At 70.4% G+C, this 25,703-nt stretch carries 25 protein-coding genes; 1 reads left to right on the plus strand and 24 read right to left on the minus strand.

What is annotated here, in order from left to right; genetic code table 11:
- Positions 1 to 48: 48 nt before the first annotated feature.
- The 14 genes from IEX69_RS17615 to IEX69_RS17680 all read right to left on the minus strand — a co-directional run bounded on the left by IEX69_RS17615 (position 49) and on the right by IEX69_RS17680 (position 15,687).
- Entirely contained in the window at positions 49 to 1,677 is a 1,629-nt protein-coding gene (locus IEX69_RS17615; RefSeq protein WP_085018991.1) for a cation:proton antiporter, read from the minus strand.
- 49 nt (positions 1,678 to 1,726) lie between these two features.
- On the minus strand, positions 1,727 to 2,395 hold the full coding sequence (locus IEX69_RS17620) for an aggregation-promoting factor C-terminal-like domain-containing protein (RefSeq protein WP_157127120.1): 669 nt from the start codon (positions 2,393 to 2,395) through the stop codon (positions 1,727 to 1,729).
- 1 nt (position 2,396) lies between these two features.
- Positions 2,397 to 3,176 carry an aggregation-promoting factor C-terminal-like domain-containing protein gene (locus IEX69_RS21170; protein WP_157127119.1) on the minus strand — a complete coding sequence of 260 codons (780 nt, stop codon included), beginning with the start codon at positions 3,174 to 3,176 and terminating at the stop codon, positions 2,397 to 2,399.
- 52 nt (positions 3,177 to 3,228) lie between these two features.
- Positions 3,229 to 4,875: an ABC transporter ATP-binding protein gene (locus tag IEX69_RS17630; RefSeq protein WP_085018989.1), complete on the minus strand. Its 1,647-nt coding sequence runs from the start codon at positions 4,873 to 4,875 to the stop codon at positions 3,229 to 3,231.
- Complete coding sequence (locus IEX69_RS17635; RefSeq protein ID WP_085021378.1) at positions 4,872 to 5,924, minus strand: ABC transporter permease; 1,053 nt, start codon at positions 5,922 to 5,924, stop codon at positions 4,872 to 4,874. Before IEX69_RS17635 ends, IEX69_RS17630 begins: the two co-directional genes overlap by 4 nt.
- A 31-nt stretch (positions 5,925 to 5,955) precedes the next feature.
- The gene (locus tag IEX69_RS17640; RefSeq protein WP_373284504.1) at positions 5,956 to 7,029 is read right to left on the minus strand and encodes an ABC transporter permease; all 1,074 of its coding nucleotides are present in this window, start codon (positions 7,027 to 7,029) and stop codon (positions 5,956 to 5,958) included.
- Between the two features lie 182 nt (positions 7,030 to 7,211).
- The gene (locus IEX69_RS17645) at positions 7,212 to 8,840 is read right to left on the minus strand and encodes an ABC transporter substrate-binding protein (protein ID WP_085018987.1); all 1,629 of its coding nucleotides are present in this window, start codon (positions 8,838 to 8,840) and stop codon (positions 7,212 to 7,214) included.
- Positions 8,841 to 9,042: 202 nt separating this feature from the next.
- Positions 9,043 to 9,597 carry a DivIVA domain-containing protein gene (locus tag IEX69_RS17650; protein WP_085018986.1) on the minus strand — a complete coding sequence of 185 codons (555 nt, stop codon included), beginning with the start codon at positions 9,595 to 9,597 and terminating at the stop codon, positions 9,043 to 9,045.
- A gap of 58 nt (positions 9,598 to 9,655) precedes the next feature.
- The gene (locus IEX69_RS17655; protein WP_085018985.1) at positions 9,656 to 10,615 is read right to left on the minus strand and encodes a phosphatidate cytidylyltransferase; all 960 of its coding nucleotides are present in this window, start codon (positions 10,613 to 10,615) and stop codon (positions 9,656 to 9,658) included.
- 19 nt (positions 10,616 to 10,634) lie between these two features.
- Positions 10,635 to 11,189 carry a ribosome recycling factor gene (gene frr / locus IEX69_RS17660; RefSeq protein WP_085018984.1) on the minus strand — a complete coding sequence of 185 codons (555 nt, stop codon included), beginning with the start codon at positions 11,187 to 11,189 and terminating at the stop codon, positions 10,635 to 10,637.
- Positions 11,190 to 11,234: 45 nt separating this feature from the next.
- Complete coding sequence (gene pyrH / locus IEX69_RS17665) at positions 11,235 to 11,954, minus strand: UMP kinase (RefSeq protein WP_085018983.1); 720 nt, start codon at positions 11,952 to 11,954, stop codon at positions 11,235 to 11,237.
- Between the two features lie 98 nt (positions 11,955 to 12,052).
- On the minus strand, positions 12,053 to 12,883 hold the full coding sequence (tsf, locus tag IEX69_RS17670) for a translation elongation factor Ts (RefSeq protein WP_085018982.1): 831 nt from the start codon (positions 12,881 to 12,883) through the stop codon (positions 12,053 to 12,055).
- 32 nt (positions 12,884 to 12,915) lie between these two features.
- Positions 12,916 to 13,932, minus strand: coding sequence for a 30S ribosomal protein S2 (gene rpsB / locus IEX69_RS17675; protein ID WP_085021377.1), 1,017 nt, complete (start codon positions 13,930 to 13,932; stop codon positions 12,916 to 12,918).
- Between the two features lie 219 nt (positions 13,933 to 14,151).
- A complete protein-coding gene (locus IEX69_RS17680; protein ID WP_157127118.1) occupies positions 14,152 to 15,687 on the minus strand; it encodes a sugar porter family MFS transporter in 1,536 nt (511 codons plus the stop codon).
- Positions 15,688 to 15,839: 152 nt separating this feature from the next.
- On the opposite strand from IEX69_RS17680, the gene IEX69_RS17685 reads away from it, so the two are divergent.
- On the plus strand, positions 15,840 to 16,430 hold the full coding sequence (locus IEX69_RS17685) for a murein hydrolase activator EnvC family protein (RefSeq protein WP_085018981.1): 591 nt from the start codon (positions 15,840 to 15,842) through the stop codon (positions 16,428 to 16,430).
- A 1,101-nt stretch (positions 16,431 to 17,531) separates the two neighbouring features.
- Here the strand turns inward: IEX69_RS17685 and IEX69_RS17690 are convergent.
- The 10 genes from IEX69_RS17690 to IEX69_RS17735 all read right to left on the minus strand — a co-directional run bounded on the left by IEX69_RS17690 (position 17,532) and on the right by IEX69_RS17735 (position 25,639).
- Positions 17,532 to 18,470 (minus strand): tyrosine recombinase XerC, encoded by a 939-nt coding sequence (locus IEX69_RS17690; protein WP_085018980.1) that lies wholly within the window; start codon positions 18,468 to 18,470, stop codon positions 17,532 to 17,534.
- A gap of 34 nt (positions 18,471 to 18,504) precedes the next feature.
- A complete protein-coding gene (locus tag IEX69_RS17695) occupies positions 18,505 to 19,398 on the minus strand; it encodes a phosphodiesterase (protein WP_085018979.1) in 894 nt (297 codons plus the stop codon).
- Between the two features lie 73 nt (positions 19,399 to 19,471).
- Positions 19,472 to 20,686 carry a DNA-processing protein DprA gene (gene dprA, locus IEX69_RS17700; protein ID WP_085018978.1) on the minus strand — a complete coding sequence of 405 codons (1,215 nt, stop codon included), beginning with the start codon at positions 20,684 to 20,686 and terminating at the stop codon, positions 19,472 to 19,474.
- Positions 20,683 to 22,215 carry a YifB family Mg chelatase-like AAA ATPase gene (locus IEX69_RS17705; RefSeq protein WP_085018977.1) on the minus strand — a complete coding sequence of 511 codons (1,533 nt, stop codon included), beginning with the start codon at positions 22,213 to 22,215 and terminating at the stop codon, positions 20,683 to 20,685. The genes dprA and IEX69_RS17705 overlap by 4 nt, the downstream gene beginning before the upstream one ends.
- Positions 22,212 to 22,568, minus strand: coding sequence for a YraN family protein (locus IEX69_RS17710; RefSeq protein WP_085018976.1), 357 nt, complete (start codon positions 22,566 to 22,568; stop codon positions 22,212 to 22,214). The genes IEX69_RS17705 and IEX69_RS17710 overlap by 4 nt, the downstream gene beginning before the upstream one ends.
- Positions 22,569 to 22,671: 103 nt before the next feature.
- Positions 22,672 to 22,995, minus strand: a complete 324-nt coding sequence (locus IEX69_RS17715) for a DUF2469 domain-containing protein (RefSeq protein ID WP_085018975.1) — start codon at positions 22,993 to 22,995, stop codon at positions 22,672 to 22,674.
- Positions 22,996 to 23,002: 7 nt separating this feature from the next.
- On the minus strand, positions 23,003 to 23,752 hold the full coding sequence (rnhB, locus tag IEX69_RS17720; RefSeq protein ID WP_085018974.1) for a ribonuclease HII: 750 nt from the start codon (positions 23,750 to 23,752) through the stop codon (positions 23,003 to 23,005).
- Positions 23,749 to 24,516, minus strand: coding sequence for a signal peptidase I (gene lepB / locus IEX69_RS17725; protein WP_085018973.1), 768 nt, complete (start codon positions 24,514 to 24,516; stop codon positions 23,749 to 23,751). Before lepB ends, rnhB begins: the two co-directional genes overlap by 4 nt.
- An 87-nt stretch (positions 24,517 to 24,603) precedes the next feature.
- Positions 24,604 to 24,951, minus strand: coding sequence for a 50S ribosomal protein L19 (gene rplS, locus IEX69_RS17730; protein ID WP_085018972.1), 348 nt, complete (start codon positions 24,949 to 24,951; stop codon positions 24,604 to 24,606).
- A 190-nt stretch (positions 24,952 to 25,141) separates the two neighbouring features.
- Complete coding sequence (locus IEX69_RS17735; RefSeq protein ID WP_157127117.1) at positions 25,142 to 25,639, minus strand: hypothetical protein; 498 nt, start codon at positions 25,637 to 25,639, stop codon at positions 25,142 to 25,144.
- Positions 25,640 to 25,703: the final 64 nt, after the last annotated feature.

Genomic DNA, 25,703 nt, shown 5'->3' on the forward strand with positions numbered 1-25,703 from the left:
CTACGAAGTCGGCGCCGGGTGCGGGCCGAGCGGCCCAGCCGGCCGCCGTCACTCGTCGTCGTCGCCGACAGCCTGGTAGAGGCGTGCCTCCTCCTGGTCGAGCATCGTCTGCGCCCGCGCGAGCACGCGAGAGGGGTAGTCGCCCCGTGAGCGGGCGTCGAGCAGTGCGCCGCGCTCGGCCTTCAGGACCTCGAGACGCAGCTCCCGGTACTGGCGATGCGGCGTGCTCGCGTCCTCGTCGCTCTCGCGGGCGTTCTCCCACACCGACTCGCTCCGCAGCTGCGCGTCGGTGCGGACGCGGTCGATGACGGTCGGGTCGACGGACTCGCCGCTCGGCAGCTGCACGCTCTCGGCCCGGAGCGTCTCCTCCCCGGCCTCGCGCAGCTCGTCGACGAGGGTGGCGAACGACTCCTCGTCGGCCGCCTTGTCGACACCCCGCACCCCAGACAGCCGGATGACGGCGGGGAGCGTCATCCCCTGACCCAGCAGGGTCACCACGGCCACGGTGAACGCGATGAGGATCAGCTGCGCCCGGAACGGGGTGTTCTCCGGAAGGCTCTGCGCCGCCGCCACCGTGACCACTCCGCGCATGCCCGCCCAGGTGAGGACGAGACTCCCCCGCATCCCCACCGGACCCTCGTGCGGCGGCCCGGCGGCGCGCCGACGACCGGCCCACCAGCGCTGGACGAACAACAGCGGGGCCACGAAGCCGAAGCGGATCCCGAGCAGGGCGAGCGCCGCCAGCACCCCGAAGAGGATGGCGCCCGTCGCGTCGAGCGACGCCGCGCCGTGGTCGCGCACGACGGCCGTCGTCACGATCTCCTTCAGGGCCAGGCCCATCAACAGGAAGACGCCGTTCTCGAGCAGGAAGTTGATGGTGCGCCAGTTGAGGCGCTCGCTGAGCCGCGTGACCGCGGTGAACCGTCTCGCGCCGTGATGGCCCGTGTAGAGCCCGGCGACGACGACGGCGAGCACCCCGGAGGCGTTGAGCACCTCGGTCGGCAGGTACGCCACGAACGGGATCGTGAACGACAGCGCCGTGTTGAGGACGCTGTCGCGGAGGCGGGAACGCACGAAGACGGCGAGGAACCCCACCACGAGTCCGATCGCCACGGCAATGCCCGCGGAGGTGAAGAAGTCGACGACCACTCCCCCGAAGGCGACGCCGCCGCTGATCGCGACCGTGGCCGAACGCAGGAGCACCAGGGCGGACGCGTCGTTGACGAGGCTCTCGCCCTCGAGCGTGGCGATGAGGCGGGGAGGCAGCCCGAGCCGCTTGCCGATCGAGGTGGCGGCCACCGCATCCGTGGGGCTGATCACCGCGCCGAGCGCGATCGCCGCGGGGAACCCGATCTCCGGGACGATCGCCCAGAGCCCGAGTCCGATGATGAACGCGCTCGCGAAGACGAGCACCACCGACAGGACGGTGATCGAGCCGATGTTCTTCCTGAAGTCGACCAGCGGGACGTTGATGGCCGAGGAGTAGAGCAGCGGCGGGAGGACGACCGCCAGCACCCACTCCGACGGGATGGTGATCGGCGGGACCCCGGGGATGAGGGAGACGCCGAGACCCACGATGACCACGACGAGCGGCGTGGCCAGCCGGAGCTTCGGCGCCAGCGCGGCGAGGGCGACGATGACGATCAGCCCGATCACTGCGATGATCTCCGGCCGCATGCCGCCACTCTAGCGAAGGGATGCGGTCGTCAGGCGACCCGGGCCGTCGTCAGTACCAGCCGCGCTCCTCCGACGAGGCCCACGCCTCGCAGGGGGTGCCGTACCGGCCGCTGATGTAGGACAGGCCCCAGGCGATCTGCGTGGCGGGATTGGTCTGCCAGTCGTCGCCGAACGCGGCCATCTTGCTGCCCGGGAGGGCCTGGGGGATGCCGTAGGCGCCACTCGAGGTGTTCTCGGCCGAGGGGTTCCAGCCCGACTCCCGGTTCCAGAGCGCGAGCAGGTAGTAGTACTCCTGAACGTCCCAGCCGTGGGCGAGCACGGCCTGATATCCCGCATCCTTCGGCGTGCCGGGCTCGGGCGGGCCGGGCTGCGGGACCGAGAGGGCACGGCAGTCGGCCGGTGCGCCACCGGACCCGGTGGAGGACGAGGAGCCGGAACCGCTCGTCACCGCCACCGGCGCGACCACGGGCTCGGGGGCCGGGGGCTCGGTGACCTGGTATCCGTCGCGCGACACGGTCGAGGAGGCGGATCCGCTCGTCGCGAGGGACTGCGACGCCGAGCTGCCGACGGCGTTGTCGGGGGCGTAGTAGGCGGCGTTGGCGAGGGATGCGGTGCGCGGCTGCAGCGCGAAGAGCCCGACGAAGGCGGCGGCGACGCCGAAGGCCACCACCTGCAGTCCGATCCTCACACCCGGATGCACGTCACGCTTGAGCGACACGTCAGTACCATCCCGAGGCGTCGGAGTGCGCGAGAGCGCTGATCGGGTCGCCGTAGGCGCCCGCGATGTAGTTGAGGCCCCACGTGATCTGCGTGGCGGGGTTGGTCTGCCAGTCGGCGCCTGCCGAGGCCATCTTGCTGCCGGGCAGCGCCTGGGGGATGCCGTAGGCGCAGCTGGACTTGTTGAGGGCGTTGAGGCGCCAGCCCGACTCGCGTGACCACAGCGCCACGAGCGCGTCGTACTGCGCGCCGGTCCACCCGCGAGCGGCCGCGAGCTCGAGCGCGATCGCCTTCGCACCCTCGGGGTCGGCCGTCACGTCGGGGGTGGGGCAGGACGAGTCGCTGCTCGCGGAGCCGCTGGAGGACCCCGTGGTGGGCGTGGAGGCCACGACGGGCGGCGGAGGCGGAGGCGCGACGACGCTGTAGGCGTCGCGCGAGACGCTGGCACCGGCCGCGCTGTCGACGGCGATCACCTGCCCGTCGGGGGTGTAGTCGGCGAACGTGCCCTGGAACTGGGTCGCCGACGCCACCGTGTTGGGACCGGAGACGAAGACGAAGGCGCACGCGGCGACGGCCGAGAGACCCACCACCTGCAGACCGACCCGCTGCGCGGTCGACCGTCTGGAGGGCCGACGCGTCGTCACCGGGGCCGGAGCCGCCGCTGCCCTGGCCGACACCGTGGTCGAGCCCGGTCGAGCGGCCGTCGCGGTGGTTCGGTGAGCGGCGCCGCCTCGTCCCGGACGGGACGTGGAGCGTGCGTCTTCCAGTCCATGCTTTCCCACGATCGGACAATCCTAGCTCACGAGGCCGACCCTGGCCCAGCCCGCGTCCAGGCTACGAGGTACGGGCAGCGCGGCGCGCGGCCTGCTCCACCGGGTCGGGCACGGGAAGCGACTCGAGCAGGCGCTTCGTGTACTCGTGCTGCGGCGAGCCGAGAACCTCGGCGGCATCGCCCTCCTCGACGAGCTTCCCGTGATACAGCACCGCGATGCGGTCGGCGAGGAGGTCGACGACGGCGAGGTCGTGGCTGATGAACAGGCAGGCGAAGCCGAGGCTCGACTGGAGCTCGGCGAACAGCTCCAGCACACGGGCCTGCACCGACACGTCGAGGGCCGAGGTCGGCTCGTCGGCGATCACGAGCTTGGGCTCGAGCGCGAGCGCACGCGCCAGGCTCACCCGTTGGCGCTGGCCGCCCGACAGCTCGTGCGGGAACCGGTCCCCGTACGCGCGGGGCAGTTGCACGGCCTCGAGCAGCTCGTCCACGCGAGGCCTCGCCTGCGCCGTCGATCGCGCCCTTCCGTGGATGACCAGGGGCTCGGCGACCGCATCCGCGATCGTCAGCAGCGGGTTGAAGCTGGCCGCCGGATCCTGGAACACGAAGCCGATGTCGGCGCGCAGCGGCTTGAAGGCGCGCTCGGAGAAGCCCACCATCTCCGTCCCGAGGACCTTCAGGGATCCCCCGGTCGCTCGGGTCAGTCCGCCGATCGCGCGACCGATCGTGGTCTTGCCCGAGCCGCTCTCGCCGACGAGGCCGAGCACCTCACCGGGGGCGATGCGGAACGAGACCCCGTCCACGGCGCGGAACGCCCTGCGTCCGAAGCGGCCGGCGTATTCGATCTCCACCCGATCGGCCTCCACGACCGGGGTCGCGCTGCTCACCGCGCGGCGGCGTTCCTGGGTGCGAGCGCCGACCCGGGGCACGGCGGCGAGCAGCGCCTTCGTGTAGTCCGCCTGCGGCGACGCGAACAAGGTCCGCACGTCCGCCTGCTCGACCACCTCGCCGTCGTACATGACCGCCACCCGGTCGGCCAGGTCGGCGACCACACCCATGTTGTGCGTGATCAGGACGATCGCCGTGCCGAGCTCATCGCGGAGCCGGCGCAGCAGGTCGAGGATCTCGGCCTGCACGGTGACGTCGAGCGCCGTCGTCGGCTCGTCGGCGACGATCAGCCCCGGACGCTGCACGAGCGCGCACGCGATCACGATGCGCTGCTTCTGGCCGCCGGAGAACTGGTGCGGGTAGTGGTCGACGCGGGTCTCCGGATCCGGGATGCCGACGACACGCAGGATGTCGATCGCCCTCCGCTTCGCCTCGGCGCGCGAGAGGCGACCGTGGGCGCGGAGGCCCTCCGCGATCTGCCAGCCGACGGTGTACACGGGGTTCAGCGCCGTGGAGGGCTCCTGGAACACCATGGACACATCGCGGCCGCGGAGCTCCCTGAGCCGGCTGCCGGTCACCGCCACGACGTCGACGGAGCCGTCGGAGGCGGTGCTGAGGACCACGGCGCCGGACACGGCGGCCGTCTCCGGGAGGAGGCCCAGCATCGTGCGCGCCGTCACGGTCTTGCCGCTGCCCGACTCGCCCACGATGGCGAGCACCTCGCCGCTCTCGACGGCGAGCGAGACCCCGTGGACGGCGCGGACCTCTCTCGATCCACCACGGAACGTGACCCGGAGGTCCTTCACGTCGACGACGCTCATGCGCCTGCCTCCTTCGTGTCGGCCGCACCGGTGGCCATCGTGGCGTCGGAGCTCGACGCGGCGGCGGATCCGGCGGAACGGTCATGGCGCCGGGAGCGTCTCGACGCCCGCCGACCCCGCAGGCGCGGATCGGACAGGTCGTTCATGCTCTCCCCCACCAGCGTGATGCCCAGCACGGAGACGACGATCGCCAGTCCCGGGTAGAGCGCCGTCCACCAGATGCCGCTCGTCACGTCGGACAGCGCCTTGTTGAGGTCGTAGCCCCACTCGGCCGCGGCCGTGGGCTCGATGCCGAAGCCGAGGAAGCCCAGACCGGCGAGCGTGAGGATCGCCTCCGACGAGTTCAGCGTGAACAGCACGGGGAGCGTGCGCGTGGCGTTCCGCAGGACGTGGCGGAACATGATCCGCGGGGCCGAGGCGCCCAGCATCCGCGCCGACTCCACGTACGGCTCGGCCTTGATGCGCATGGTCTCGGCACGGATCACGCGGTAGTACTGCGGGATGTAGATCACCGTGATCGACAGGGCCGCCGCGGTGATCCCGCCCCAGAGGCTGGACTGGCCGCCGCTGATCACGATGGAGAGCACGATGGCGAGGAGCAGCGAGGGGAACGCGTAGATCGCGTCCCCGATCACGACCAGGACCCGGTCGAGCCACCCGCCGATGTAGCCGGACACGAGGCCCAGCAGGATCCCGATGACGATCGAGAACACCACGGCCATGACGATCACGAGGAGCGCCGTCTGCGCTCCCCAGATCACCCGGGAGAGCACGTCGTAGCCGCCCACGGTGGTCCCCATCGGGTGCGCCGCGCTCGGCGGCTGCTGCGCGCCGAAGGCGCCGTCGGCGTCGCGGAGCTGCGCGAAGCCGAACGGGGCCAGGAGCGGCGCGAAGATCGCCATGAGCACGAAGATCGCGGTGATCACGAGACCCGCGATCAGCATCCCGCGCTGCAGGCCCGAGCTCTGCCGGAGCTGCTTGATCACGGGGATGCGGTGCCACAGGTCGGGCCGCTCCGGAACGGCGGCCGAGATCGGCTCGGGCTTCATCAGGTCTGCGCCTGCGGAGTCGAAGCTCATGTCAGTACCTCACCCTCGGGTCGATGAGCGCGGCGAGGACGTCGACGATGAAGTTCGTCACCGCGACGATGACCGCGAGGAGGGCGACGATGCCCTGCACGGCGACGAAGTCCCGGGCGGCGAGATAGGCGGCGAGCTGGAACCCGAGCCCCTTCCACTCGAACGTCGTCTCGGTGAGCACGGCCCCGCCGAGGAGCAGGGCGATCTGCAGGCCGATGACGGTGATGATCGGGATGAGCGCCGGCTTGTAGGCGTGCTTGCGCACGAGCCGCGCCTCCGAGACGCCGCGGGAGCGCGCCGCCTCGACGTAGTCGGTGGACAGCGTGCCGATCACGTTCGTCCTGACCAGACGGAGGAAGACCCCCGCCGTGAGGAGCCCGAGGGCGATGCCTGGGAGCACGGCGTGGGCGAGGACGTCGCCGATCGCGGCGGAGCTGCCCGAGGCGATGGCGTCGATGAGGTAGATGCCGGTGTGCACGTCGGCGGTCTGCATCGCCAGCTCGGTCCTCGTCGACGCTCGACCGGCGACGGGGAGCCAGCCCAGCCAGACCGAGAAGACGAGCTTCAGGAGCATGCCGGCGAAGAAGACCGGGGTGGCGTAGCAGAGGATCGCGAAGATGCGGAGCACCGCATCCGGCAGCCGGTCGCGGAAGTAGGCGGCGAGCATGCCCAGCGGGATGCCCACGATGAACGCGACGATGAGCGCGTAGAAGGCCAGCTCGAGCGTGGCGCCGCCGTAGGTGAGCAGCACCTCGGTGACGGGCCGGTTGTCGGAGATCGTGTTCCCGAAGTTGCCGGTGAACACCTGCCCGAGGTACTCGACGTACTGCACGAGCACCGGACGGTCGTACCCGGCCGCGTGGATGCGCTCCTGCAGCTGATCCGCGGTGAGCCGGCCGCCCTGGGCGGCGGTGATCGGATCGCCGATCGTGCGCATCAGCAGGAACACGAGGGTGACCAGGATGAAGATGGTCGGGAAGATCAGGAGGAAGCGGACCAGGATGTAGCGGCCGAGGCCGCCGTCGGCGCTCCTGGGCCGGGGTGCGACCACCGACGGCGCGTCGGTGGGGAGCATGCTGGTGGTCATCGGGGCCAATCGTCGAAGGAGCCGTGCTCGTCGAGCGGGCTCTGCGGGGCGTGAGGCACGGGAGCCGACCGGAGGGACCGGTCGCTCCCGTGCGCTCTGCGAACCCGACGCGCAGGAGCGACCGGCGACCGGCCGCCCCTGTGCGTCGGTGGGCTGACTCTACGGGAGCGTCAGCCCTTGGTCAGCGGCGCGTAGCGGAACTTGAACGACGCGTCGAGCGTGACGCCGCCGATGTCCGTCCCGGCCACGGCCACCTGCGCGCCCTGCAGGTACGGGACGGTCGACAGGTCGCCCGCCTCGAGCTGCTGGATCTGCTCGATGAGCTTCGTGCGCTCGGCGGCGTCGGGGGTCGACGCCTGCTGCAGGATGAGGTCGTTCACCTGCTGGTTCGAGTAGTGGTTCGACAGGAAGTTCTCGGTGAGGAAGAACGGCGTGAGGTAGTTGTCCGCGTCCGAGTAGTCGGGGAACCAGCCGAGCTGGTACGCCGGGTAGAGGTCGGCGGTGCGGTCCTTCGCGTACTGCACCCACTCCGTGGACTGGAGGTTCACGGTGAACAGGCCCGACGCCTCGAGCTGGTCCTTGATCAGCGCGTACTCGTCGCCCGAGGAGGGACCGTAGTGGTCGGGGCTGTACTGCAGGTTGAGCGTGATGGGCTCGGTGACGCCGGCCGCGGCGAGGGTCTGCTTCGCCTTGTCGACCGAGGGTCCGCCGTTGCCGTCGCCGTAGGTCTCCTTGAGCACCTCGGTCGAGCCGGTGAGGCCCGCGGGGACGAAGGAGTACAGCGGGGTGTAGGTGCCCTTGTAGACCTGCTCGGCGATCTCGTCGCGGTCGATCAGGTCGGCCACCGCCTGACGGACCGCGAGGGCCTTGGCGGGGTCCGCCTCCGGCGTGGTCGCGCCGAACGGCTGGGTGTCGAAGTTGAAGACGATGTAGCGGATCTCGCCGCCCGGGCCGTCGTAGACCTTCACCTTGTCGTTGCCCTGGAGGTCCTCGACGTCGGTCGCGGAGAGGCTCCGGAACGCCACGTCGATGTTGCCCTCCTGCACGTCGAGCTTCAGGTTCGACGAGTCGGCGTAGTACTTGACGTTGATCGGCGAGGCCGCGGGGTCCAGCAGACCCTGGTAGTCGGCGTAGGGCTCGTACGAGATCAGGTTGTTGAAGTCGTAGCTCGAGATCGTGTACTGGCCGGCGAAGGCGTCACCGTCCACGATCTCGGTGTCGGGGGTCACGGCGTCGGCCGAGAAGACCTCCTCGTCGACGATCGGGCCGGCCGGGCTCGACAGGATCTGCGGGAAGACCTGGTCGTCCGGGCTCTTGAGGGTGAAGACCACGGTGGTGTCGTCGGGGGTGGCGACGGAGTCGAGGTTGTAGAGCAGCGACGACGGACCGTTCGGGTCGGCGATCTTCAGCTGGCGGTCGAAGGAGAACTTCACGTCGGAGGAGGTGAGGTCGTGGCCGTTGGCCCACTTCAGTCCGGGCTTGAGCTTCACCGTGTACTCGGTCGGAGCGGTGAACTCGGCACTCTCGGCGATGTCGGGCTCGACGTCCGGGCTGCCGTACGGCGTGTTCATGAGGAACGGGAAGACCTGGTTCATCACGGCGAACGAGCCGTTGTCGTACGAGCCGGCCGGGTCGAGGGTCGTGACCTTGTCGGTGGTGCCGACGATGATCGTCTCGCCGGACCCGTTGGTCGACTCCGCGGAGCCGCCGTTCGAGCAGCCTGCGAGGACGAGCGAGAACGCGACGCCTCCCGCGGCGACGACGAGCGCGCGGCGGGCGATCGTGGAAGCGGATGTCATATCCGTCATACCTCCTGAAGGGTTCGCGCGCCGCGACGATGCGACCACGGCACGCGCGTGCTGTGTGCTTAGGAGATACATAGGACCATGGCCACCGAACGGGGGCAAAACCGCGTAGGGATTTCTTTACGCGATCGAAACACCGACGCGCGAGATCCGCGCTCCACGCGCATCCGTTGCGCGGGTGTGGAGGAATCCGGCGTCAGCGGACGGCGAGCATCACGTCGACCACGGCGTCGAGGAGCGCGTCGACCTGCGCCTCGTCGTAGCCGCCCCGCTTGGAGCGGAAGGTGATCGTGCGGACGTCGGTCACCGACAGGTCCGCGCCGGCGCGGAAGTACTGCACGAGGTGGTACGCGAAGGCGTCGACGTCCTTCGGGTGGTAGCCGATGCGGAGGAAGCCCGCGCGGGTGAACTTCTGGCCGTCGGGCCGCTCGATCCGGTTGAGGATCTCCCGCGCCCGCGATCTCGCGTTCGCGAACCAGGCCTCGTCGCCGGCCTTCGTCCACGCCTGGTCGCGCTCGCGCAGCGCGAAGGCGTCCTCGAGGCGTTCGAGGGCCGCGTCGACGGCGGGAGGGAAGTACCCGCCCTTGCGCATGGTGAAGGCCGTCCGGCGCACGAGGTCGCTGGAGATGGCCGGGCCGCCCCCGGAGGCGCGGGTGTCGTACGCCTCCCGCGCGCGGGCGAGGAACTCGTCGACCTCGTCGGTGTCGTATCCGAGCTTGGAGCCTCTGGTATGCGGGAAGGGGCTGCTCACGGCTCTATTGTGCCATTCGCGACGAACGGATCCTGAGCATCCCCCAGCCGCTCTCGTCTCAGCGCGTGATGAGGACGTACAGCACGTACGCCACCGCGGCCGACGGGAGGATCGAGTCGAGGCGATCGAGGAGGCCGCCGTGGCCCGGGAGCCACGAGCTCATGTCCTTGACGCCGATGTCCCGCTTGAGGAGCGATTCGCAGAGATCGCCCACCGTCGCCGTGAGGGAGATGAGAAGCCCGAACAGGAGGCCGAACCACCACGGCTCCCCCAGCAGGAAGACCGAGAGCAGCACTCCCCCGACTACCGCGATGACCACCGCTCCCGCGAAGCCCTCCCAGGTCTTCTTGGGGCTGATCGTCGGCGCCATGGGATGCTTGCCGAAGTTCAGGCCCGTGGCGTACGCACCGGTGTCGGTGAGCACCACCACGGCGATGAAGGCCAGCACCCACCACTGCCCGCCGTCCTTCGACAGCAGCAGGATGGCGGTGCTGCCGAGGAACGAGACGTAGACCTGCACGAAGGTGCCCACGGCGAGATCGCGGGCGAGCCCCACCCCGGCCGCCGCCGGTCTCCGGAGGGCCGCCTCGGCGAGACGCCAGAGCGCGATCAGCACGACTCCGCCGAGGAACACCAGCCACTGCCCGGGGGCCTGCCAGTAGTACGCGGCCGGGACGACGGCGATCGCGGTGAGCATCGACGGGATGCGGGGCACGTGCACCGACGTCGCCTTGCGGAACGCCATGATGAGCTCGAGGGTGCAGAACGCCGTCACCGCGGCGGCGAGCACCATGAAGACCTCTTTGATGAGCACCAGGCTCACCACGAGCACCGCGCCCATGGCCACGCCGATGAGGATCGCGTAGAGCAGGTTGCGACCGGTGCGCGCGGTGATCTTCTGGTTGGCCTCCTCGAACCGTTCGCGGCCGGCCTTCACCTGGGCCTGGAACTCGTTCCGCGAGAGCGGACGCCCGCGCCGACCCGGGTTCGGGCGGGACGGCTCTGTCTCGTCGGCCATGCGGTCGGGAAGCTCGAGGTCAGACCTCGAGCAGTTCCGCTTCCTTGCGCTTGAGCGCCTCGTCGATCGAGTCGACGTACTTCTTGGTCAGCGACTCGAGCTCCTTCTCGCCGCGAGCCACCTCGTCGTCGCCCACCTCGCTCTTGAGCGCGTCGAGGTCGTCCTTCGCCTTGCGACGGATGTTGCGGATGGAGACCTTGCCGTCCTCGGCCTTGGTGCGCACGATCTTCACGAACTCCTTGCGGCGCTCCTCCGTGAGCTCGGGAAGCGTGACGCGGATGAGCGTGCCGTCATTGGTGGGGTTCGCCCCGAGGTTCGGCTGGTCGCGGATGGCCTGCTCGATGTCGCGCAGCGCGCTCTTGTCGTACGGGGTGACGACGAGCGTGCGGGCCTCGGGGTTCTGCAGCGACGCCAGCTGCGCCAGCGGCGTGGGCGTGCCGTAGTACGAGACGAGGATCTTCTGGAAGAGCGCGGGGTTGGCCCGGCCCGTCCGCACGGTCGCGAAGTCTTCCTTGGCCACGTCGACGGCCTTGCTCATTCGCTCGGTCGCGTCGGACAGCACATCGCTGATCACGGGGAACTCCTTAGGTCTTGCGTCTGTCCAGTCTAGGGTGCGCGCTCAGTCCGAGTTCGACACGAGCGTGCCGATGCGGGCTCCGAGGATCGCCTTCTCGACGTTGCCCGCCGGCTCCATCCCGAAGACGTGCATGGGCATGCCGTTGTCCATGCAGAGGCTGAAGGCCGTCGAGTCGACCACCTTGAGTCCCTGCTGGAGGGCCTCGTTGTAGGTGACGGTCGTCAGCTTCGTGGCGTCGGGGTTGGTGCGGGGGTCGGCGTCGTAGACGCCGTCGACGCCGTTCTTCGCCACGAGCACCTCGTCGGCGAGGATCTCGAGCGCCCGCTGCGCGGCGACCGTGTCGGTGGAGAAGTACGGCAGTCCGGCGCCGGCGCCGAAGATGACGACGCGGCCCTTCTCGAGATGCCGGATAGCCCGCCGTGGGATGTAGGGCTCCGCGACCTGGGTCATCGAGATCGCCGACTGCACACGCGTCTCGGCGCCCGCCTGCTCCAGGAAGTCCTGGAGAGCCAGCGCGTTCATCACGGTGCCCAGCATGCCCATGTAGTCGGCGCGTCCCCGGTCCATGCCGCGCTGCGACAGCTCCGCGCCGCGGAAGAAGTTGCCTCCGCCGACCACGATGGCGATCTCGACCTGCTCGGAGGCCCGCGCGATCTCGCGGGCGAGCGACGACACGACGTCGGGGTTGACCCCGAGCGCTCCCCCGCCGAACGCTTCTCCGGAGAGCTTCAGAAGGACCCTTCGCTTGCTCGGCTCTGGCATGGTCTGACGGTTCTCCTCTTCGTGATGTGATCTCAGGCTACACACGACGAAGGGGGTCCGGATCGTGAATCCGAACCCCCTTCGTCTGACGTGTCTGACTAGGCGCCGACCTTGAACCGGGCGAAGCCGGTCACGGTCAGGCCCGCGTCGGAGAGGACCTTGCTCACGCTGAGCTTGTTGTCCTTCGCGTACTCCTGGTCGAGCAGGGCGACCTGCTTGAAGAACGCGCCGAGGCGACCCTCGACGATCTTCGGCAGGGCGGCCTCGGGCTTGCCCTCGTTGCGGGAGATCTCGGTGACGATCTCGCGCTCCTTCTCGACGACGTCGGCCGGCACCTCGTCGCGCGAGATGTACTGCGGGTCGGCGAACGAGATGTGCTGAGCGATCGAACGAGCGGTGTCCGCATCCGACCCGGTGTAGCCCACGACCACGCCGACCTGGGGCGGGAGGTCCTTCGAGGTCTTGTGCAGGTAGATCGCGAACGCCTCGCCCTTGACCAGGGCCACGCGACGGAGCTCGATCTTCTCGCCGAGGATCGCGGCCTCGTCACCGATGAGCTCGGCGACGGTCTGGCTGCCCGCGGGGGCGGCCAGGGCCTCGTCGACGGTGGACGCGCCCGACGCGGCGACCGCGTCGAGGACCTTGTCGGCCAGCGCGACGAACTTGTCGCCCTTGGCGACGAAGTCGGTCTCGCACGCGAGCTCGATGAGCGTCGCGGTGCCGTTGCCGTTCTCCTTCGCGGCCACGAGGCCCTCGCTGGTGGAGCGGTCGGCACGCTTCGCGTTGCCCTTGGCGCCCTTGAGGCGGAGGATCTCGACCGCCTTCTCCATGTCGCCGTCGGCCTCGACGAGAGCGTTCTTCGTGTCGACCATTCCGGTGCCGAGACGCTCGCGGAGCGTCTTGACGTCAGCCAGGCTGATGTTTGCCATGGTGCTTGTTACTCCCTAGAAGTGTGGGGTGATTACTTGGCGGGACGCTTCTCGGCCTCGGTCGCCTCGGCCTCGATCTTCGCCTCGGTCTCGGCGTCGCTCTCGACGTGGTGCTCGGGGACCAGGTTCGGGTCGGCCTCGGCGTCGTGCGCGGCGGCCACGGCGTCGGCGTCGTTCTCCTCGGTCGGCGTCTCGGCGGCGATGACCTCGGCCACGGCCTCGGCGTCCTCGGTGCCGGTGACGAGACCGTCGACAGCCTCGATGCGCTCGGCCTCGCTGGCCGGCGTCTCGGAGGCCTGGAGGAGCTCGCGCTCCCACTCGGCCAGAGGCTCGGCGGGCTCGCCCTCCTCGGGCTTCTGGTGACGCTGGATGAGACCCTCGGCCGCGGCATCGGCGACGATGCGGGTGAGCAGCGCGACGGAGCGGATCGCGTCGTCGTTGCCCGGGATCGGGTAGGCGACCTCGTCGGGGTCGCAGTTGGTGTCGAGGATGCCGATCACCGGGATGCCGAGCTTCTTCGCCTCGTCGATGGCGAGGTGCTCCTTCTTGGTGTCGACCACCCAGAGCGCCGACGGGGTCTTCGTCAGGTTGCGGATGCCGCCCAGCGACTTGTGGAGCTTGTCGAGCTCGCGGCGCTTGATGAGCAGCTCCTTCTTGGTGAAGCCGCTCTTCGAGCCGTCCTCGAAGTCGAGCTCCTCGAGCTCCTTCATGCGGGCGAGGCGCTTGGAGACGGTGCTGAAGTTGGTCAGCAGACCGCCCAGCCAGCGCTGGTTGACGTAGGGCTGGCCCACGCGGGTCGCCTGCTCGGCGATGGACTCCTGCGCCTGCTTCTTGGTGCCGACGAAGAGGATGGTGCCGCCGTGGGCGACCGTCTCCTTGACGAAGTCGTAGGCGCGGTCGATGTAGGCCAGCGACTGCTGCAGGTCGATGATGTAGATGCCGGAACGCTCGGTGAAGATGAAGCGCTTCATCTTCGGGTTCCAACGGCGGGTCTGGTGCCCGAAGTGCACGCCGCTGTCGAGCAGCTGGCGGATGGTGACGACGGCCATGGCCGGTCTCTCCTCATGTCGCGGCACGCGCGACACGTCGGTCGAGCGCACCTGATCGGTTGTCATCGCGGCGACGATCGTCGCGATCCTGGTGCCCCGCGCATCCGCCGCACGATCAGACCGAGGCCTGGTCACGCGGACCGAATGGATGCTGGTTGGCTTGCGCCGAGAGGGCACGCGAAGTCACCCCGACTCGCGGGGTGCACGACGACTATACCATCAGGATGCGGTGGTGGCCTTCTGAGCGTCCGCTCGCTCGCGGCGCCGCTGACGGGCGGGCGAGAGGTCGTCCATGCTCTCGAGCGAGCGTCCCTTCGTCTCCGGCACGGCGAAGAAGACGAACACGAACGACAGCACCGCGAAGAGCGTGTACAGGCCGTAGGTGAAGCCGAGCGAGAAGCCGGACAGACCGGGGAACGTCTCCGTGATCGCGAAGTTCGCCAGCCACTGAGCCGCCGCCGCGACACCGAGGGCCTTGCCGCGGATGCGGTTCGGGAAGATCTCGCCGAGCAGCACCCACACGATCGGGCCCCAGGTCGCTCCGAAGAAGACGACGAAGAGGTTCGCGCCCGCCAGGGCGATGATGCCCCAGGCTCCGGGGAGCGTCGGGGCGGCGCCGTCGACGCCGGGGACGGCCTGGGTGAAGGCGAGCGCCATGGCGCCCAGGGAGACCGCCATGCCCGCCGAGCCGATCAGCAGCAGCGGGCGGCGCCCCACCTTGTCGACCAGGAAGATCGCGATGAACGTGACCGCGACGTTGATGACGCTGGTGACGACGGAGATGATGAACGACGTGTTCGCGTTCCCGATGTCGAACCCGACGGAGTTCCAGAGCGTCGTGGAGTAGTAGAAGATCACGTTGATGCCGACCAGCTGCTGGAACACCGACAGCAGGATGCCGATCCACACCACGGGCATGAGGCCCAGGAGCTTGCCGCGGAGCGATCCGGTGCGCGCGTACTCCTTGTCCTTGGCGATCGAGTCCTCGATCTCCTTGAGCGCGTTGTCGACCTCGGAGTCGGTGGTCACCGAGGCGAGCACCCGGCGGGCGTCGTCCCGACGGCCCTTGCCGGCCAGGTAGCGCGGCGACTCGGGCAGACGCAGCGCGAGGATGCCGTAGATGGCCGCGGGGATCACGGCGACCGCGAACATCCACCGCCAGGCGTCGCCGTTGAACCAGAACGGCTCGTTGGCGCCGCCCGCCGCGCCCGCGATCAGCGCGTTCGAGAGCAGAGCGGCGAAGATGCCGAGCGTGATCGCCAGCTGCTGCAGCGAGGCGAGGCTGCCGCGGACGGCCTTCGGTGCGATCTCCGAGATGTACGCCGGCGCGATCACCGAGGCGATGCCGATGCCGAGACCGCCGAGGACACGCCAGATGATGAGGTCCCACGTCGCGAAGGCGAACGCCGAGCCGACGGAGCTGATGAGGAACAGGGCGGATCCGATGAGCATGACGGGGATGCGGCCGATCCGGTCGGCGATGCGTCCTGCGAACCAGGCGCCGATGGCGCAGCCGAGGAGGGCGCACGCGACGACGAAGCCGGACAGCAGCGGCAGGTCCGTGAGGCCGAAGTCGGCCTCGATCGCCTGCACGGCGCCGTTGATCACGGAGGAGTCGAAGCCGAAGAGGAACCCGCCGAGGGCCGCGGCTATCGACAGGGCGAGGATCTTCCGGCGCAGCTTCTTCTCGAGCGCTCCGGCAGGACGCGCCGAAGCGGTCCCCGTCTGCTGCGACCCTGCAGTCGAATCGGACATCTGACCACTCCTAGCTCGGCCTCACGGCCGTCCTGCTCGCGTTCGCACGGTGCCAGTGGCGCCGCTCCCCCACAGAGTCGATCTTGGCACCATCTGTCCACCGCTGTGCACTCCGGCGCGCAGAACGTGCACGGAGGGCCGATCGTGGGCGCATGCTCCGTCTCGCCCTCGCGCTCCTGCTCGTCCCGGGTCTCGTCCTCGTCGCCCCCACCTCGGCGTCCTCCTCGGTCGCCGCTCCGGCGTCAGCGCGCGTCTCCGCTCCGGCGCGCGCGTCCGCTCCGGCGCGCGTCTCCGCTCCGGCGTCGGCGGTCGCCCGCGCAGGGCGGGTGGCGGTCGGTCGCGCGGGGTGGGCGTGGCCGGTGCCGGGCCCGCCGGTGGTCGCCCGAGGCTATGAGGCACCGGCGACGCGGTACGGCGCCGGGCACCGCGGGATCGACCTGGAGGTGGGCGTCGGAGGCGAGGTGCGCGCTCCGACCGACGGCACGGTGGCCTTCGTCGGTCAGGTCGCGGGCCGACCGGTGGTCGCCCTCGAGCACGACGGCGGATACCGATCCAGCCTCGAGCCGGTGTCGTCGTCGCTCGCGGTGGGCGACAGGGTGGCGCGCGCGCAGCCGATCGGCGTCATCGCCGACGGCGGACACTGTGCGGGATGCCTGCACTTCGGAGTGCGCCTCCGAGGCGAGTACCTCGACCCGCGCGCGCTCATCGTCGGCATCCCCCGCGCCGTCCTGCTTCCCGCCTAGTCCGTCCCGCCCGCCCCGCGCGACCCACCACTCCCGCCGTCTCCCCTGTTCGCGGAAGTCGCCTCGGATCCTCCGACAACCGTCCTCCCTCGCCCCGACCGCGCAGACGGGTATCCAACCGCCCGCCGGCGGACGCCGCTCGATGGCACGTCGACACCTGATTCGTTCAACCTCCCGCATATTCGCCGGGCTCAACCGGATTCGGTGTCGAGCGTCCGCCCATCCCCCCGACGGCGCGACATCCGACCATCCGCGGGCAGCACGGCGGACGCCGATCGACGGCGCCTCATCACGAAATACCCTGCGACCCCAGCCATATTCGGCGGAGTCGGCCCGAAATCCGTGACGAGCGTCCGCCCCTCTCCCCGACCGCGCGACACCCGACCATCCGCCGGCGGCACGACGGACGCCGATCGACGGCGCCTCATCACGAAGTACCGTGCAACCCCGGCCGTATTCAGCGGGGTCACCCCGAAATCCGTGACGAGCGACCGCCGCCCTCGCCCCCACCGCGCGCCATCCGACCATCGCGGGCGGAACAGCGAACGCCGATCGACGACGCTTCATCACGGAATACGGTGCAACCCCCGCCGTATTCAGTGCAGTCACCCCGAAATCCGTGACGAGCGTCCACGCCTCGCCCCGACCGCGCGACATCCGACCATCCGCCGACGGCACAGGGGACGCCGATCGACGGCGCCTCATCACGGAATTCCGTGCAACNCATCCGCCGACGGCACAGGGGACGCCGATCGACGGCGCCTCATCACGGAATTCCGTGCAACTCTCGCCGTATTCGGCGGGGTCACCCCGAAATCCGTGACGAGCGTCCACGCCTCGCCCCGACCGCGCGACATCCGACCATCCGCCGACGGCACAGGGGACGCCGATCGACGGCGCCTCATCACGGAATTCCGTGCAACCCCCGCCGTATTCGGCGGAGTTGCCCCGGAATTCGTGACGAGCGTCCGGCCCCTCGCCTCGAATGCACGTGTCCGCCGGGGGGCGCGGCCGGCGCGGACTGGCGGCTCGACACCGACGACGGGAGGCCTCCCGCGTATTCGGCGCACTCGGCCGGAATCGGTGTCGGAGCGGCGGGGCCTAGGCGCGCGGGTGGGCGGTGCGGTAGGTGTCGCGGAGGCGCTCGATGGTGACGTGCGTGTAGATCTGGGTGGTGCCGAGGCTCGCGTGTCCGAGCACCTCCTGCACGCCGCGGAGGTCCGCGCCGCCGTCGAGCAGGTGCGTGGCGGCGGTGTGCCTGAGCGCATGCGGCCCGGACGGCCCCGACCCCGGGACGTCCGCCAGCAACGACGACACGAGACCGTACACGGTCCGGGTGCCGAGCCGTGCCCCGCGCGCGCCCAGGAAGAGCGCGTTCTCCACCCGCGAGGTGCGCTCGCCCGCGGTCCCCGCCGAGGCCCGCTCCAGGAGGACACGTCTGCCCCTGGCGAGGTAGTCGGCGAGGGCGTGCTGCGCCGGCCGCCCGAACGGCACCACCCGCTGCTTCGACCCCTTGCCCGTCACGCGGACGGTGCGCCGATCGAGGTCGAGGTCCTCCAGATCGATGCCGACCAGCTCCGAGACGCGAAGCCCCGAGGCGTAGAGAAGCTCGATCACCGCGACGTCGCGGACCGCGACGGGGTCGCCCTCTTTCGCACGAGCCTGGACCGTGTCGAGCACCCCGTCCATGGCGCGCACGCCGAGCACCCGCGGGAGGGTCCGATCGGGGCGAGGAGCCTTGAGCCGCGCCGACCCACCGCCCACCTCGCGGCCGGTGCGGTCGAGCCACGCGGCGAACGTCTTCGCGCTCGCCGAGCGCCGGGCCAGCGTCGCCTTGGCGAGCGAGCGCTGCGAGCCGTCCCAGAGCCAGTCGCGCAGCAGCGCGAGGTCGATCCCCGAGGTGTCACTCACCCCTCGCCCAGCGGCGAACCGCTCGAGGTCGGCGAGGTCGGATCCGTACGCCCGCACGGTCTGCGGCGAGTACCCGCGTTCCAGCCGGAGGTGCTCGGCGTAGGCCTCGCGCGCATCCCGGAACAGCATGCCTCCATGCTGCCCCACAGGGAGGCGCTCGGACTCAGGCCCGGTCGGGGTGGCGCGAGAAGGCGGCGATCCGGCCCTCGTCGTCGAGAGACTCCATCCGATCCACGAAGGCGGCGTCGAAGCCGGAGACGACCGCGTAGTCGCCGATCGGGATGGTCGAGTGGACGATGCGGTCGTCGTACACCTGCACCAGCGAGAACGACTGCCCGCCGTCGACGCCGCTCAACGCGCCGGCGGCGCCCGTGAGGTCCATCGTGTAGCAGGTCGCTGCGGCGACCGACACCGGCACCCCCGCGAACAGGCTCGTCGTCGAGTAGTGCAGATGGCCGCCCAGCACGGCCCGGACGTCGGTCCCGCGCAGCACGTCATCGAGCTCGTGCTGGCGCTGCAGCTCGAGGATCGGCATGAGCGGCAGAGTGGTGGGGATGGGCGGGTGGTGGAGCGCGACGATGGTGCCCTCGGGGGCCGGCTCGGCCAGCTCGGCCCGCAGCCACTCGAGCTGCGACGCCTGGAGCTCTCCGTGGTGGTACCCCGGCACGCTGGTGTCGAGGGCGATGACGCGCAGACCGCCGATCCGGACGCTCGTGACCACCGGGTCGGTGCCCGGCTCCTCGTCGAGGAGCTCGGTGCGGACCCGGGACCGGTCGTCGTGGTTGCCCATGACCCAGAGGACCCGTGCCCCGAGCCGCTCGGCGGCGGGGTCGACGATCGACCGGATGCGACGATACGCGTCGGCCTCGCCGAGATCGGCGATGTCGCCGGTGAAGACCAGCAGCTCGGGCCGGATGCCGGAGCGGTCGAACTGCTCGAACAGCCGGGTGAGCGTCGCGTCGGTGTCGACCGCGCCGTAGAGCGGCTTCCGATCGGCGAGGAAGTGCGTGTCGCTGATGTGGGCGATGGTGTGAAGGGGCCGACCGTACTGAGCCATGCCCCCAGTCTCCCATCCGCCCCACCCGGGTTCGAGGACCGGACATCAGGGTGAGCGGTTGTTCCCCGTCTGTTCACGCTCGGACCCACCCGGTCGCGCTCTCGCGGACCCGACCGCCGAGCGCCAGGAGCCCGAGCGTGGCCGCCACGGTGCGCGGCGCGAGGCCCGTCCTCCGCGCGAGCTCGTCGGCGGCACGCGCCGAGCGCGGGCTCAGGGCATCGAGCACCCGCACCGCGTCGGGATCGTCGGCCATCCCCTCGAGCAGGGTGGGCTGCTCGGTCGGGAGCCGTCCCAGCGCCAGCTCTGCCACCTCGTCTGCGCTCGTGACGCAGGCCGCGTCGTACTCGCGCAGCAGGCGGTGGCATCCCGCGGAGAGCGCGCTCGTGGCGGGCCCCGGCACCGCGCCGAGCGGACGTCCCAGCGCGGCGGCGTGCCCCGCGGTGTTGAGCGAACCGGATCGCCTGCCCGCTTCGACGACCACCACCGCCTGCGAGCAGGCCGCGATCAACCTGTTGCGCTGGAGGAACCGCCAGCGTGTGGGGGACGCGCCGCACGGGAGCTCGGCGACGACGGCGCCGTACGCGGCGATCCGCGTCAGCAGGTCGCGATGTCCGGCCGGGTAGGCGCGGTCGACACCGCCCGCGACGAAGGCGACGGTGGTGCGCTTGACCGCGAGGGCCGCGCGGTGCGCCGCGGCGTCGATCCCGTAGGCCGCCCCGGAGACGACCGAGAAGCCGCGGTCTCCGAGTCCGCCCGCGATCTCGATCGCCATGTGCTCGCCGTAGGCGGTGGAGTCGCGCGAGCCGACCACCGCCACGCTTCCGCCCGGCGGCTCGAGGGCGGCGAGCCTTCCGCGCACCCAGAGCGCGAGGGGCGCGTGCCGTCCGAGGTCGTCGGCGCCCGAGGGCCACGCGGCGTCGCCCGGGAGGACGAGCCGGGCGCCGAGCCGCGCCGCGGAGGTGAGCGCGGACACGACACCGCGTGCCGACAGCCGGGGCGACCAGCGCTCGATGCCCGCCGCGACCTCCGCCGCGCCGACGTCGAGTCGGCCCCCGCCCGCATCGAGCCAGCGTTGCGGGTCGGCTCGTTCGAGCAGGAGCGAGAGCGCCCGATCGGCCCCGCACGCGGCGACCACGTCGCCCGCGACACCGTCTCCGGGTTCGCAGAGGACCGACCAGGCGGCACGGGCGAAGGCCGAGGACACGGCCTCCTCGTCGTCGGGCGAGTCCGGACGCGCAGCGGTCACCGCGTCGCGGACCATCGCCGCGTCCAGCTGGTAGACCGTCATGCGATCGCCCGCCTCAGGAGGTGCGCCCGCCCGATGTGGTCGAGCCCGGGACGCTCGACGCCGTCGAGGTCGGCGAGCGTCCACGCGACGCGGAGCACGCGGTCGTAGCCGCGCATCGTGAGGCTCCCACGCTCGAGGGCGCGGTCGATCGGGGCCGTCACCTCGTGGGAGAGCCGGCGTGACCCGCTGCGGAACCAGGCGCCGGGGACGTGGGCGTTGACCCGCCACGGCGTCGAGTCGAGGCGGACCGCAGCGGCGGCGCGCGCGTCGAGGACGCGCTGCCGCGCGTCCGCCGAGGTCACCCGGGGCGGCGCATCCGCCTGCGTGCGGATGGCCGCGGCCGTGACGCGATCCACCCGCAGCTGCAGGTCGACCCGATCGAGGAGCGGCCCGGACAGCCTGCCCAGATACCGCCGCCTCATGATCGACGTGCAGGTGCAGTCGAGGTCGCGACTGCCGAACGATCCGCACGGACACGGGTTGGCGGCCAGCACGAGCTGGAACCGCGCCGGGAAGTGCGCGACCGCCGTGGCCCGGCTCACAGTCAGCGTGCCCGACTCGAGCGGCTGCCGGAGGGAGTCGAGCACCGCGGGGGCGAACTCCGGCGCCTCATCGAGGAAGAGGATGCCGTGCGTGGCGCGCGCCGCCGCACCCGGGCGGATCACCCGGCTGCCCCCGCCCACCAGCGCCGCCGCCGACGCCGAATGGTGCGGGCTCTCCAGCGGAGGCCGGCGGATGAGCCCGTGCTGGGGCGTGCCCGCGAGGGAGAGCACGCTGGTGACCTCGAGCGCCTGCTCGTGATCGAGGTCAGGCAGGATGCCCGGGAGACGCTGAGCGAGCATCGTCTTCCCCGCGCCCGGCGGCCCGATCATCAGGAGATGGTGGCCGCCGGCAGCCGCCGTCACGAGCGCCTCGACCGCCTCGGCGTTGCCGACGACGTCGGCCAGGTCGAGCGGGGTCGCGACCTCCTCGACGGGAGGCGGCAGCACCAGGGGCTCCGTCTCCCCCGCCTCGAGGTCGGCACCATGACGGATCAGTGCTTCGCGGAGGGAGGCGACCGTCTCGATCTCGACGTCGTCGACCAGCCGCGCCTCGTGCTCGTTCCCGGTCGGCACGACGAACCGACGGCAGCCCGCCGCGCGCGCGGCCACGATCGCCGGGAGCACCCCGGTCATCGGCCGCAGTCGCCCGTCGAGACTGAGCTCGCCGAGGTGCACCACCCCATCGATGACCTCCGGTCGCACGACGCCCTCGGCGGCCAGCACGGCGACGGCGATCGCCAGATCGTACGTCGAGCCCGTCTTGGGCAGCGAGGCCGGGGAGAGGTTGACGACGATCTTCTTCGTCGGGAGCGGGCAGCCGTCGTTCGCCGCGGCCGCGCGCACCCTGTCCTTCGAGTCGGACAGCGCCGTGTCGGGCAGGCCGATCAGCTGGAAGCCGGGGATCGCGTCGGCGATGTGCGCCTCGACCTCGACGACCGCGCCCGTGGCGCCCAGAAGGGCGACCGACAGGGTCTTCGCCACCATCACGACACCTCGACCAGGCGCTCGATGCGTGCCTGCGAGCCGGGCCAGAGCACGCCGACGACGTCGACGCGCATCCGTCTGAGGCGGTGCTCGGGATGCGCCAGTCTCCAACGCCTGCCGAGCTGATGCAGACGGACGAGCTTCTCGCTGTCGACGGCCTCGAACGGGTGGCCGAACGCGCTGCTCGATCGGGTCTTCACCTCGACCACGACCAGGGTGTCGCCGTCGCGGGCGACGATGTCGATCTCGCCGATCTCGCACCGCCAGTTGCGGTCGAGGATCTCGAGCCCCTCGGCCACGAGATGGTCGGCGGCCGCCTGCTCGCCGCGCCGCCCGAGTGTGTCTTTCGCTCTCATCGGTACCTCCGCGACCAGGGTCGCGGAGTGCGTCGGCGTGCGGGCGGAGCAGACGCGATCTGTTCAGATCAGGGCAGCATCGCCCGCCTGTGCAGGAGCGGACTCACTCGTCGAGAGCGAGCTCCTTGGGCAGCTCGAACTCCTTGGAGGAGAGCTCCTCGACGTTGACGTCCTTGAAGGTGAGCACGCGGACCGACTTGACGAAGCGGTCGGAACGGTAGACGTCCCACACCCACACGTCGTTCATGGTGAGCTCGAAGTAGAAGTCGTGCTCGGTGTCGCGACGCGCGAGCTCGACCTCGTTCGCGAGGTAGAACCGCCGCTCCGTCTCGATCACGTACTTGAACTGGGACACCACGTCGCGGTACTCGCGGTACAGGGCCAGCTCGACCTCGCGGTCGTAGTCGTCGAATTCGTCCTCGTCCATCGTCCGCTCAGTCTACGTCGAGCACGGCGGACACGAGCGGCTCGCCGACGCGCATCGCGTCATCCTGCCGACCGTCGTCGTCGAAGCCCGGGAGCGCCACCACCGAGGCCCGCTCCTCCTCGGCCCGGAGCCAGGTCAGGCGGTGGAGATCGGTCGTGCCCAGGCGCGAGATCGCCTCGCGGTGCTCCTCGCTGCCGTAGCCCTTGTTCCGCGACCAGCCGTAGCCCGGATGCACGGCGTCGTGCTCGATCATCATTCGATCGCGAGCCACCTTCGACAGCACGGAGGCGCCGGCGACGCTGGCGCAGGTCTGGTCGGCCTTGATCTTTGTGTGCACCGTCAGCCGATGCGGGACGGCCCTGCCGAGGTAGTCGTAGTTGCCGTCCAGGACGATCGGCACCTCGTCGACCGCGACGCCGAGCATCCGCAGTTCGTCGAGAGCACGGTGGGCCGCCATGCCGAGGGCGGCCATGAGACCGTAGCGGTCGATCTCCTGCGCCGAGGCGAAGCCGATCGCGTGGGCGACGCTCCAACGCAGGGTGACCGGCTCCAGCTGCTCGCGCCGCGCCTCCGACAGGAGCTTCGAGTCGCGCAGCCCCTCCGGCATCCGGCGCCTCTTCGTGAGGTCGACGACGCACATCCCGACGGCCAGCGGACCCGCGATGGCGCCGCGGCCGACCTCGTCGCATCCGATCACCAGGCCCGACGGCGACTCGAGCTTCCGCTCGAAGCGGAGCGAGGGGACGGGGGGCGTCATCCGCCCCCTCCTGCGGGGTCGGGCACCGACTGGAAGACCGAGCTGTGGTTGTCGAGCCAGGTCCAGTGGTCGATCGGCCAGGTGACGATGATCGCGCGGCCGACGACGTCGTCGATGGGCACGAACCCGCCGCCGGGCTTGTCCTGGTTGTAGCGGGAGTCGGCCGAGTTGTACCGGTTGTCGCCCATGACCCACAGCGACCCCTCGGGCACCGTCACGTCGAACGGCTGCTGCGAGACAGCGGTGACGCCCTGCGGCAGCTTCAGATAGGAGGACTCGTCGAGCGGGACCCCGTTGACCTCCATCTGGCCGAGCGCGTTGCAGCAGGTCACCTCGTCGCCCGGAAGCCCGATGACGCGCTTGATGAGGTGGTCGTCCGCATCGTCCGGAGCCAGCCCCACACCCTCCAGCACCCAGTCGAGCGCCGCGACGATCGGGTTCTTCGCCGGCTCGGCCTTCACGGGCAGCCAGCCGCCCGGATCCTTGAACACGACGACGTCGCCGCGCTCGATCGGCATCAGTCCCGGCTCGAGCTGGTTCACCAGGATGCGGTCGTTGATCTGGAGGGTGTTCTCCATCGATCCGGAGGGGATGTAGAACGACCGGACAAGGAACGTCTTGATGAGGACGGACGCGAGTAGCGCGATGACGAAGATGATCAGCAGGTCACGCAGGAAGATCCAACCGCTGCGCGGCTTGCGCTTCCTCGTACCCGTGTCGCTTTCCCCCGCAGATGGCGACGAGGGGACTGAAGTGTCTGTCATTTAACCGCCTGAGCTCCCGGACCACTGTAGTGGCCGGGAGCTCAGAAACCGATCCGTCGCACGCGCTGCGTGCGGCGTTTTCGGAGGTTACGCGTCGCGCTTCTCCTTGATCTTGGCCTTCTTGCCACGGAGGTCGCGCAGGTAGTACAGCTTGGCCCGGCGGACGTCGCCGCGGGTGACGACCTCGATGTGGTCGATGATCGGCGAGTGCACGGGGAACGTGCGCTCGACGCCGACCTGGAAGCTGATCTTGCGGACGGTGAAGGTCTCGCGCACGCCCTCACCGGAGCGGCCGATGACGACGCCCTGGAAGACCTGCACGCGGGAGCGGTTGCCCTCGACGATGTTCACGTGGACCTTGACGGTGTCGCCGGCGCGGAACTCGGGGATGTCGCTGCGCAGCGACGCTGCGTCGACGGAATCGAGGATGTGCATGAGTGTTCGCTCTCTGTACTCGCCACGGGTCGGGTACGGATGGGGGAAGGATGGGAGTGCGCGCCTACCCGTCTACGGCTCCCCCGTTGGCAGAGCCTGGCGGCGGCACAAGCGTCCATTCTGCCACAGCCCCGCAGCGGGGCGCAAAGCGGCCATGGCCCCGCGCGGAGGCCAGAAGGAGCCGAAAGGACTAGACGCGCGGCGGCGCCTGGGGCTGCGACGTCTCGATGACGATGTACTCGCCGTCGGCGCGCGGGGATCGCGGACGCCCCGTCAGGCGGGACGCCTGCTCCTCGTACGACGCGAACGCCTGGCGGACGCGACGCCTGGTCTCGAGCACGAGCTGGATGATGCCCGACCAGAAGAGCGCGATCAGCGCGACGACGGCGAGCACCGACAGCAGCCCCGTCGCCGACGTGTAGAAGCCGTTCGCGATGATGAGGCCGTGCAGCACGGCGAGGAGCCCGACGTCGATCCAGGAGACCGCCCGCTGCTCGCGGACGCCCTTGCGGGCGAGGATGAGTCCGGCGGTGACGAGCATCCCCACGGTGAGCATCCCGGCGAAGAAGATGATCCCCAGGAGCTCCCAGCCGGAGGCTGCGAAGATGGCCCAGCCGATGAGGAGCCAGGTGGGCAGGATGACGGCCGCAGGGAACTGCCAGTAGTAGAACGCCCGTCGCACCAACACCCTTTCAGGGTAGGCGCAGACTCCGGGCGTTCGCTGTGACCCGGATGGGTACAGTCATAGGGTG

This window comes from Cnuibacter physcomitrellae, from assembly GCF_014640535.1.
GTDB lineage: Bacteria > Actinomycetota > Actinomycetes > Actinomycetales > Microbacteriaceae > Cnuibacter > Cnuibacter physcomitrellae.

Coding starts and splice junctions, on each gene's coding strand:
- IEX69_RS17615 (WP_085018991.1), bottom strand. CDS start 1,677: ATGCGGCCGGAGATCATCGCAGTGATCGGGCTGATCGTCATCGTCGCC.
- IEX69_RS17630 (WP_085018989.1), bottom strand. CDS start 4,875: ATGAGCGTCGTCGACGTGAAGGACCTCCGGGTCACGTTCCGTGGTGGA.
- IEX69_RS17635 (WP_085021378.1), bottom strand. CDS start 5,924: ATGAAGCCCGAGCCGATCTCGGCCGCCGTTCCGGAGCGGCCCGACCTG.
- IEX69_RS17640 (WP_373284504.1), bottom strand. CDS start 7,029: ATGCTCCCCACCGACGCGCCGTCGGTGGTCGCACCCCGGCCCAGGAGC.
- IEX69_RS17645 (WP_085018987.1), bottom strand. CDS start 8,840: ATGACATCCGCTTCCACGATCGCCCGCCGCGCGCTCGTCGTCGCCGCG.
- IEX69_RS17655 (WP_085018985.1), bottom strand. CDS start 10,615: ATGGCCGACGAGACAGAGCCGTCCCGCCCGAACCCGGGTCGGCGCGGG.
- pyrH (WP_085018983.1), bottom strand. CDS start 11,954: ATGCCAGAGCCGAGCAAGCGAAGGGTCCTTCTGAAGCTCTCCGGAGAA.
- tsf (WP_085018982.1), bottom strand. CDS start 12,883: ATGGCAAACATCAGCCTGGCTGACGTCAAGACGCTCCGCGAGCGTCTC.
- rpsB (WP_085021377.1), bottom strand. CDS start 13,932: ATGGCCGTCGTCACCATCCGCCAGCTGCTCGACAGCGGCGTGCACTTC.
- IEX69_RS17680 (WP_157127118.1), bottom strand. CDS start 15,687: ATGTCCGATTCGACTGCAGGGTCGCAGCAGACGGGGACCGCTTCGGCG.
- IEX69_RS17685 (WP_085018981.1), top strand. CDS start 15,840: ATGCTCCGTCTCGCCCTCGCGCTCCTGCTCGTCCCGGGTCTCGTCCTC.
- IEX69_RS17690 (WP_085018980.1), bottom strand. CDS start 18,470: ATGCTGTTCCGGGATGCGCGCGAGGCCTACGCCGAGCACCTCCGGCTG.
- IEX69_RS17695 (WP_085018979.1), bottom strand. CDS start 19,398: ATGGCTCAGTACGGTCGGCCCCTTCACACCATCGCCCACATCAGCGAC.
- dprA (WP_085018978.1), bottom strand. CDS start 20,686: ATGACGGTCTACCAGCTGGACGCGGCGATGGTCCGCGACGCGGTGACC.
- IEX69_RS17710 (WP_085018976.1), bottom strand. CDS start 22,568: ATGAGAGCGAAAGACACACTCGGGCGGCGCGGCGAGCAGGCGGCCGCC.
- IEX69_RS17715 (WP_085018975.1), bottom strand. CDS start 22,995: ATGGACGAGGACGAATTCGACGACTACGACCGCGAGGTCGAGCTGGCC.
- rnhB (WP_085018974.1), bottom strand. CDS start 23,752: ATGACGCCCCCCGTCCCCTCGCTCCGCTTCGAGCGGAAGCTCGAGTCG.
- lepB (WP_085018973.1), bottom strand. CDS start 24,516: ATGACAGACACTTCAGTCCCCTCGTCGCCATCTGCGGGGGAAAGCGAC.
- rplS (WP_085018972.1), bottom strand. CDS start 24,951: ATGCACATCCTCGATTCCGTCGACGCAGCGTCGCTGCGCAGCGACATC.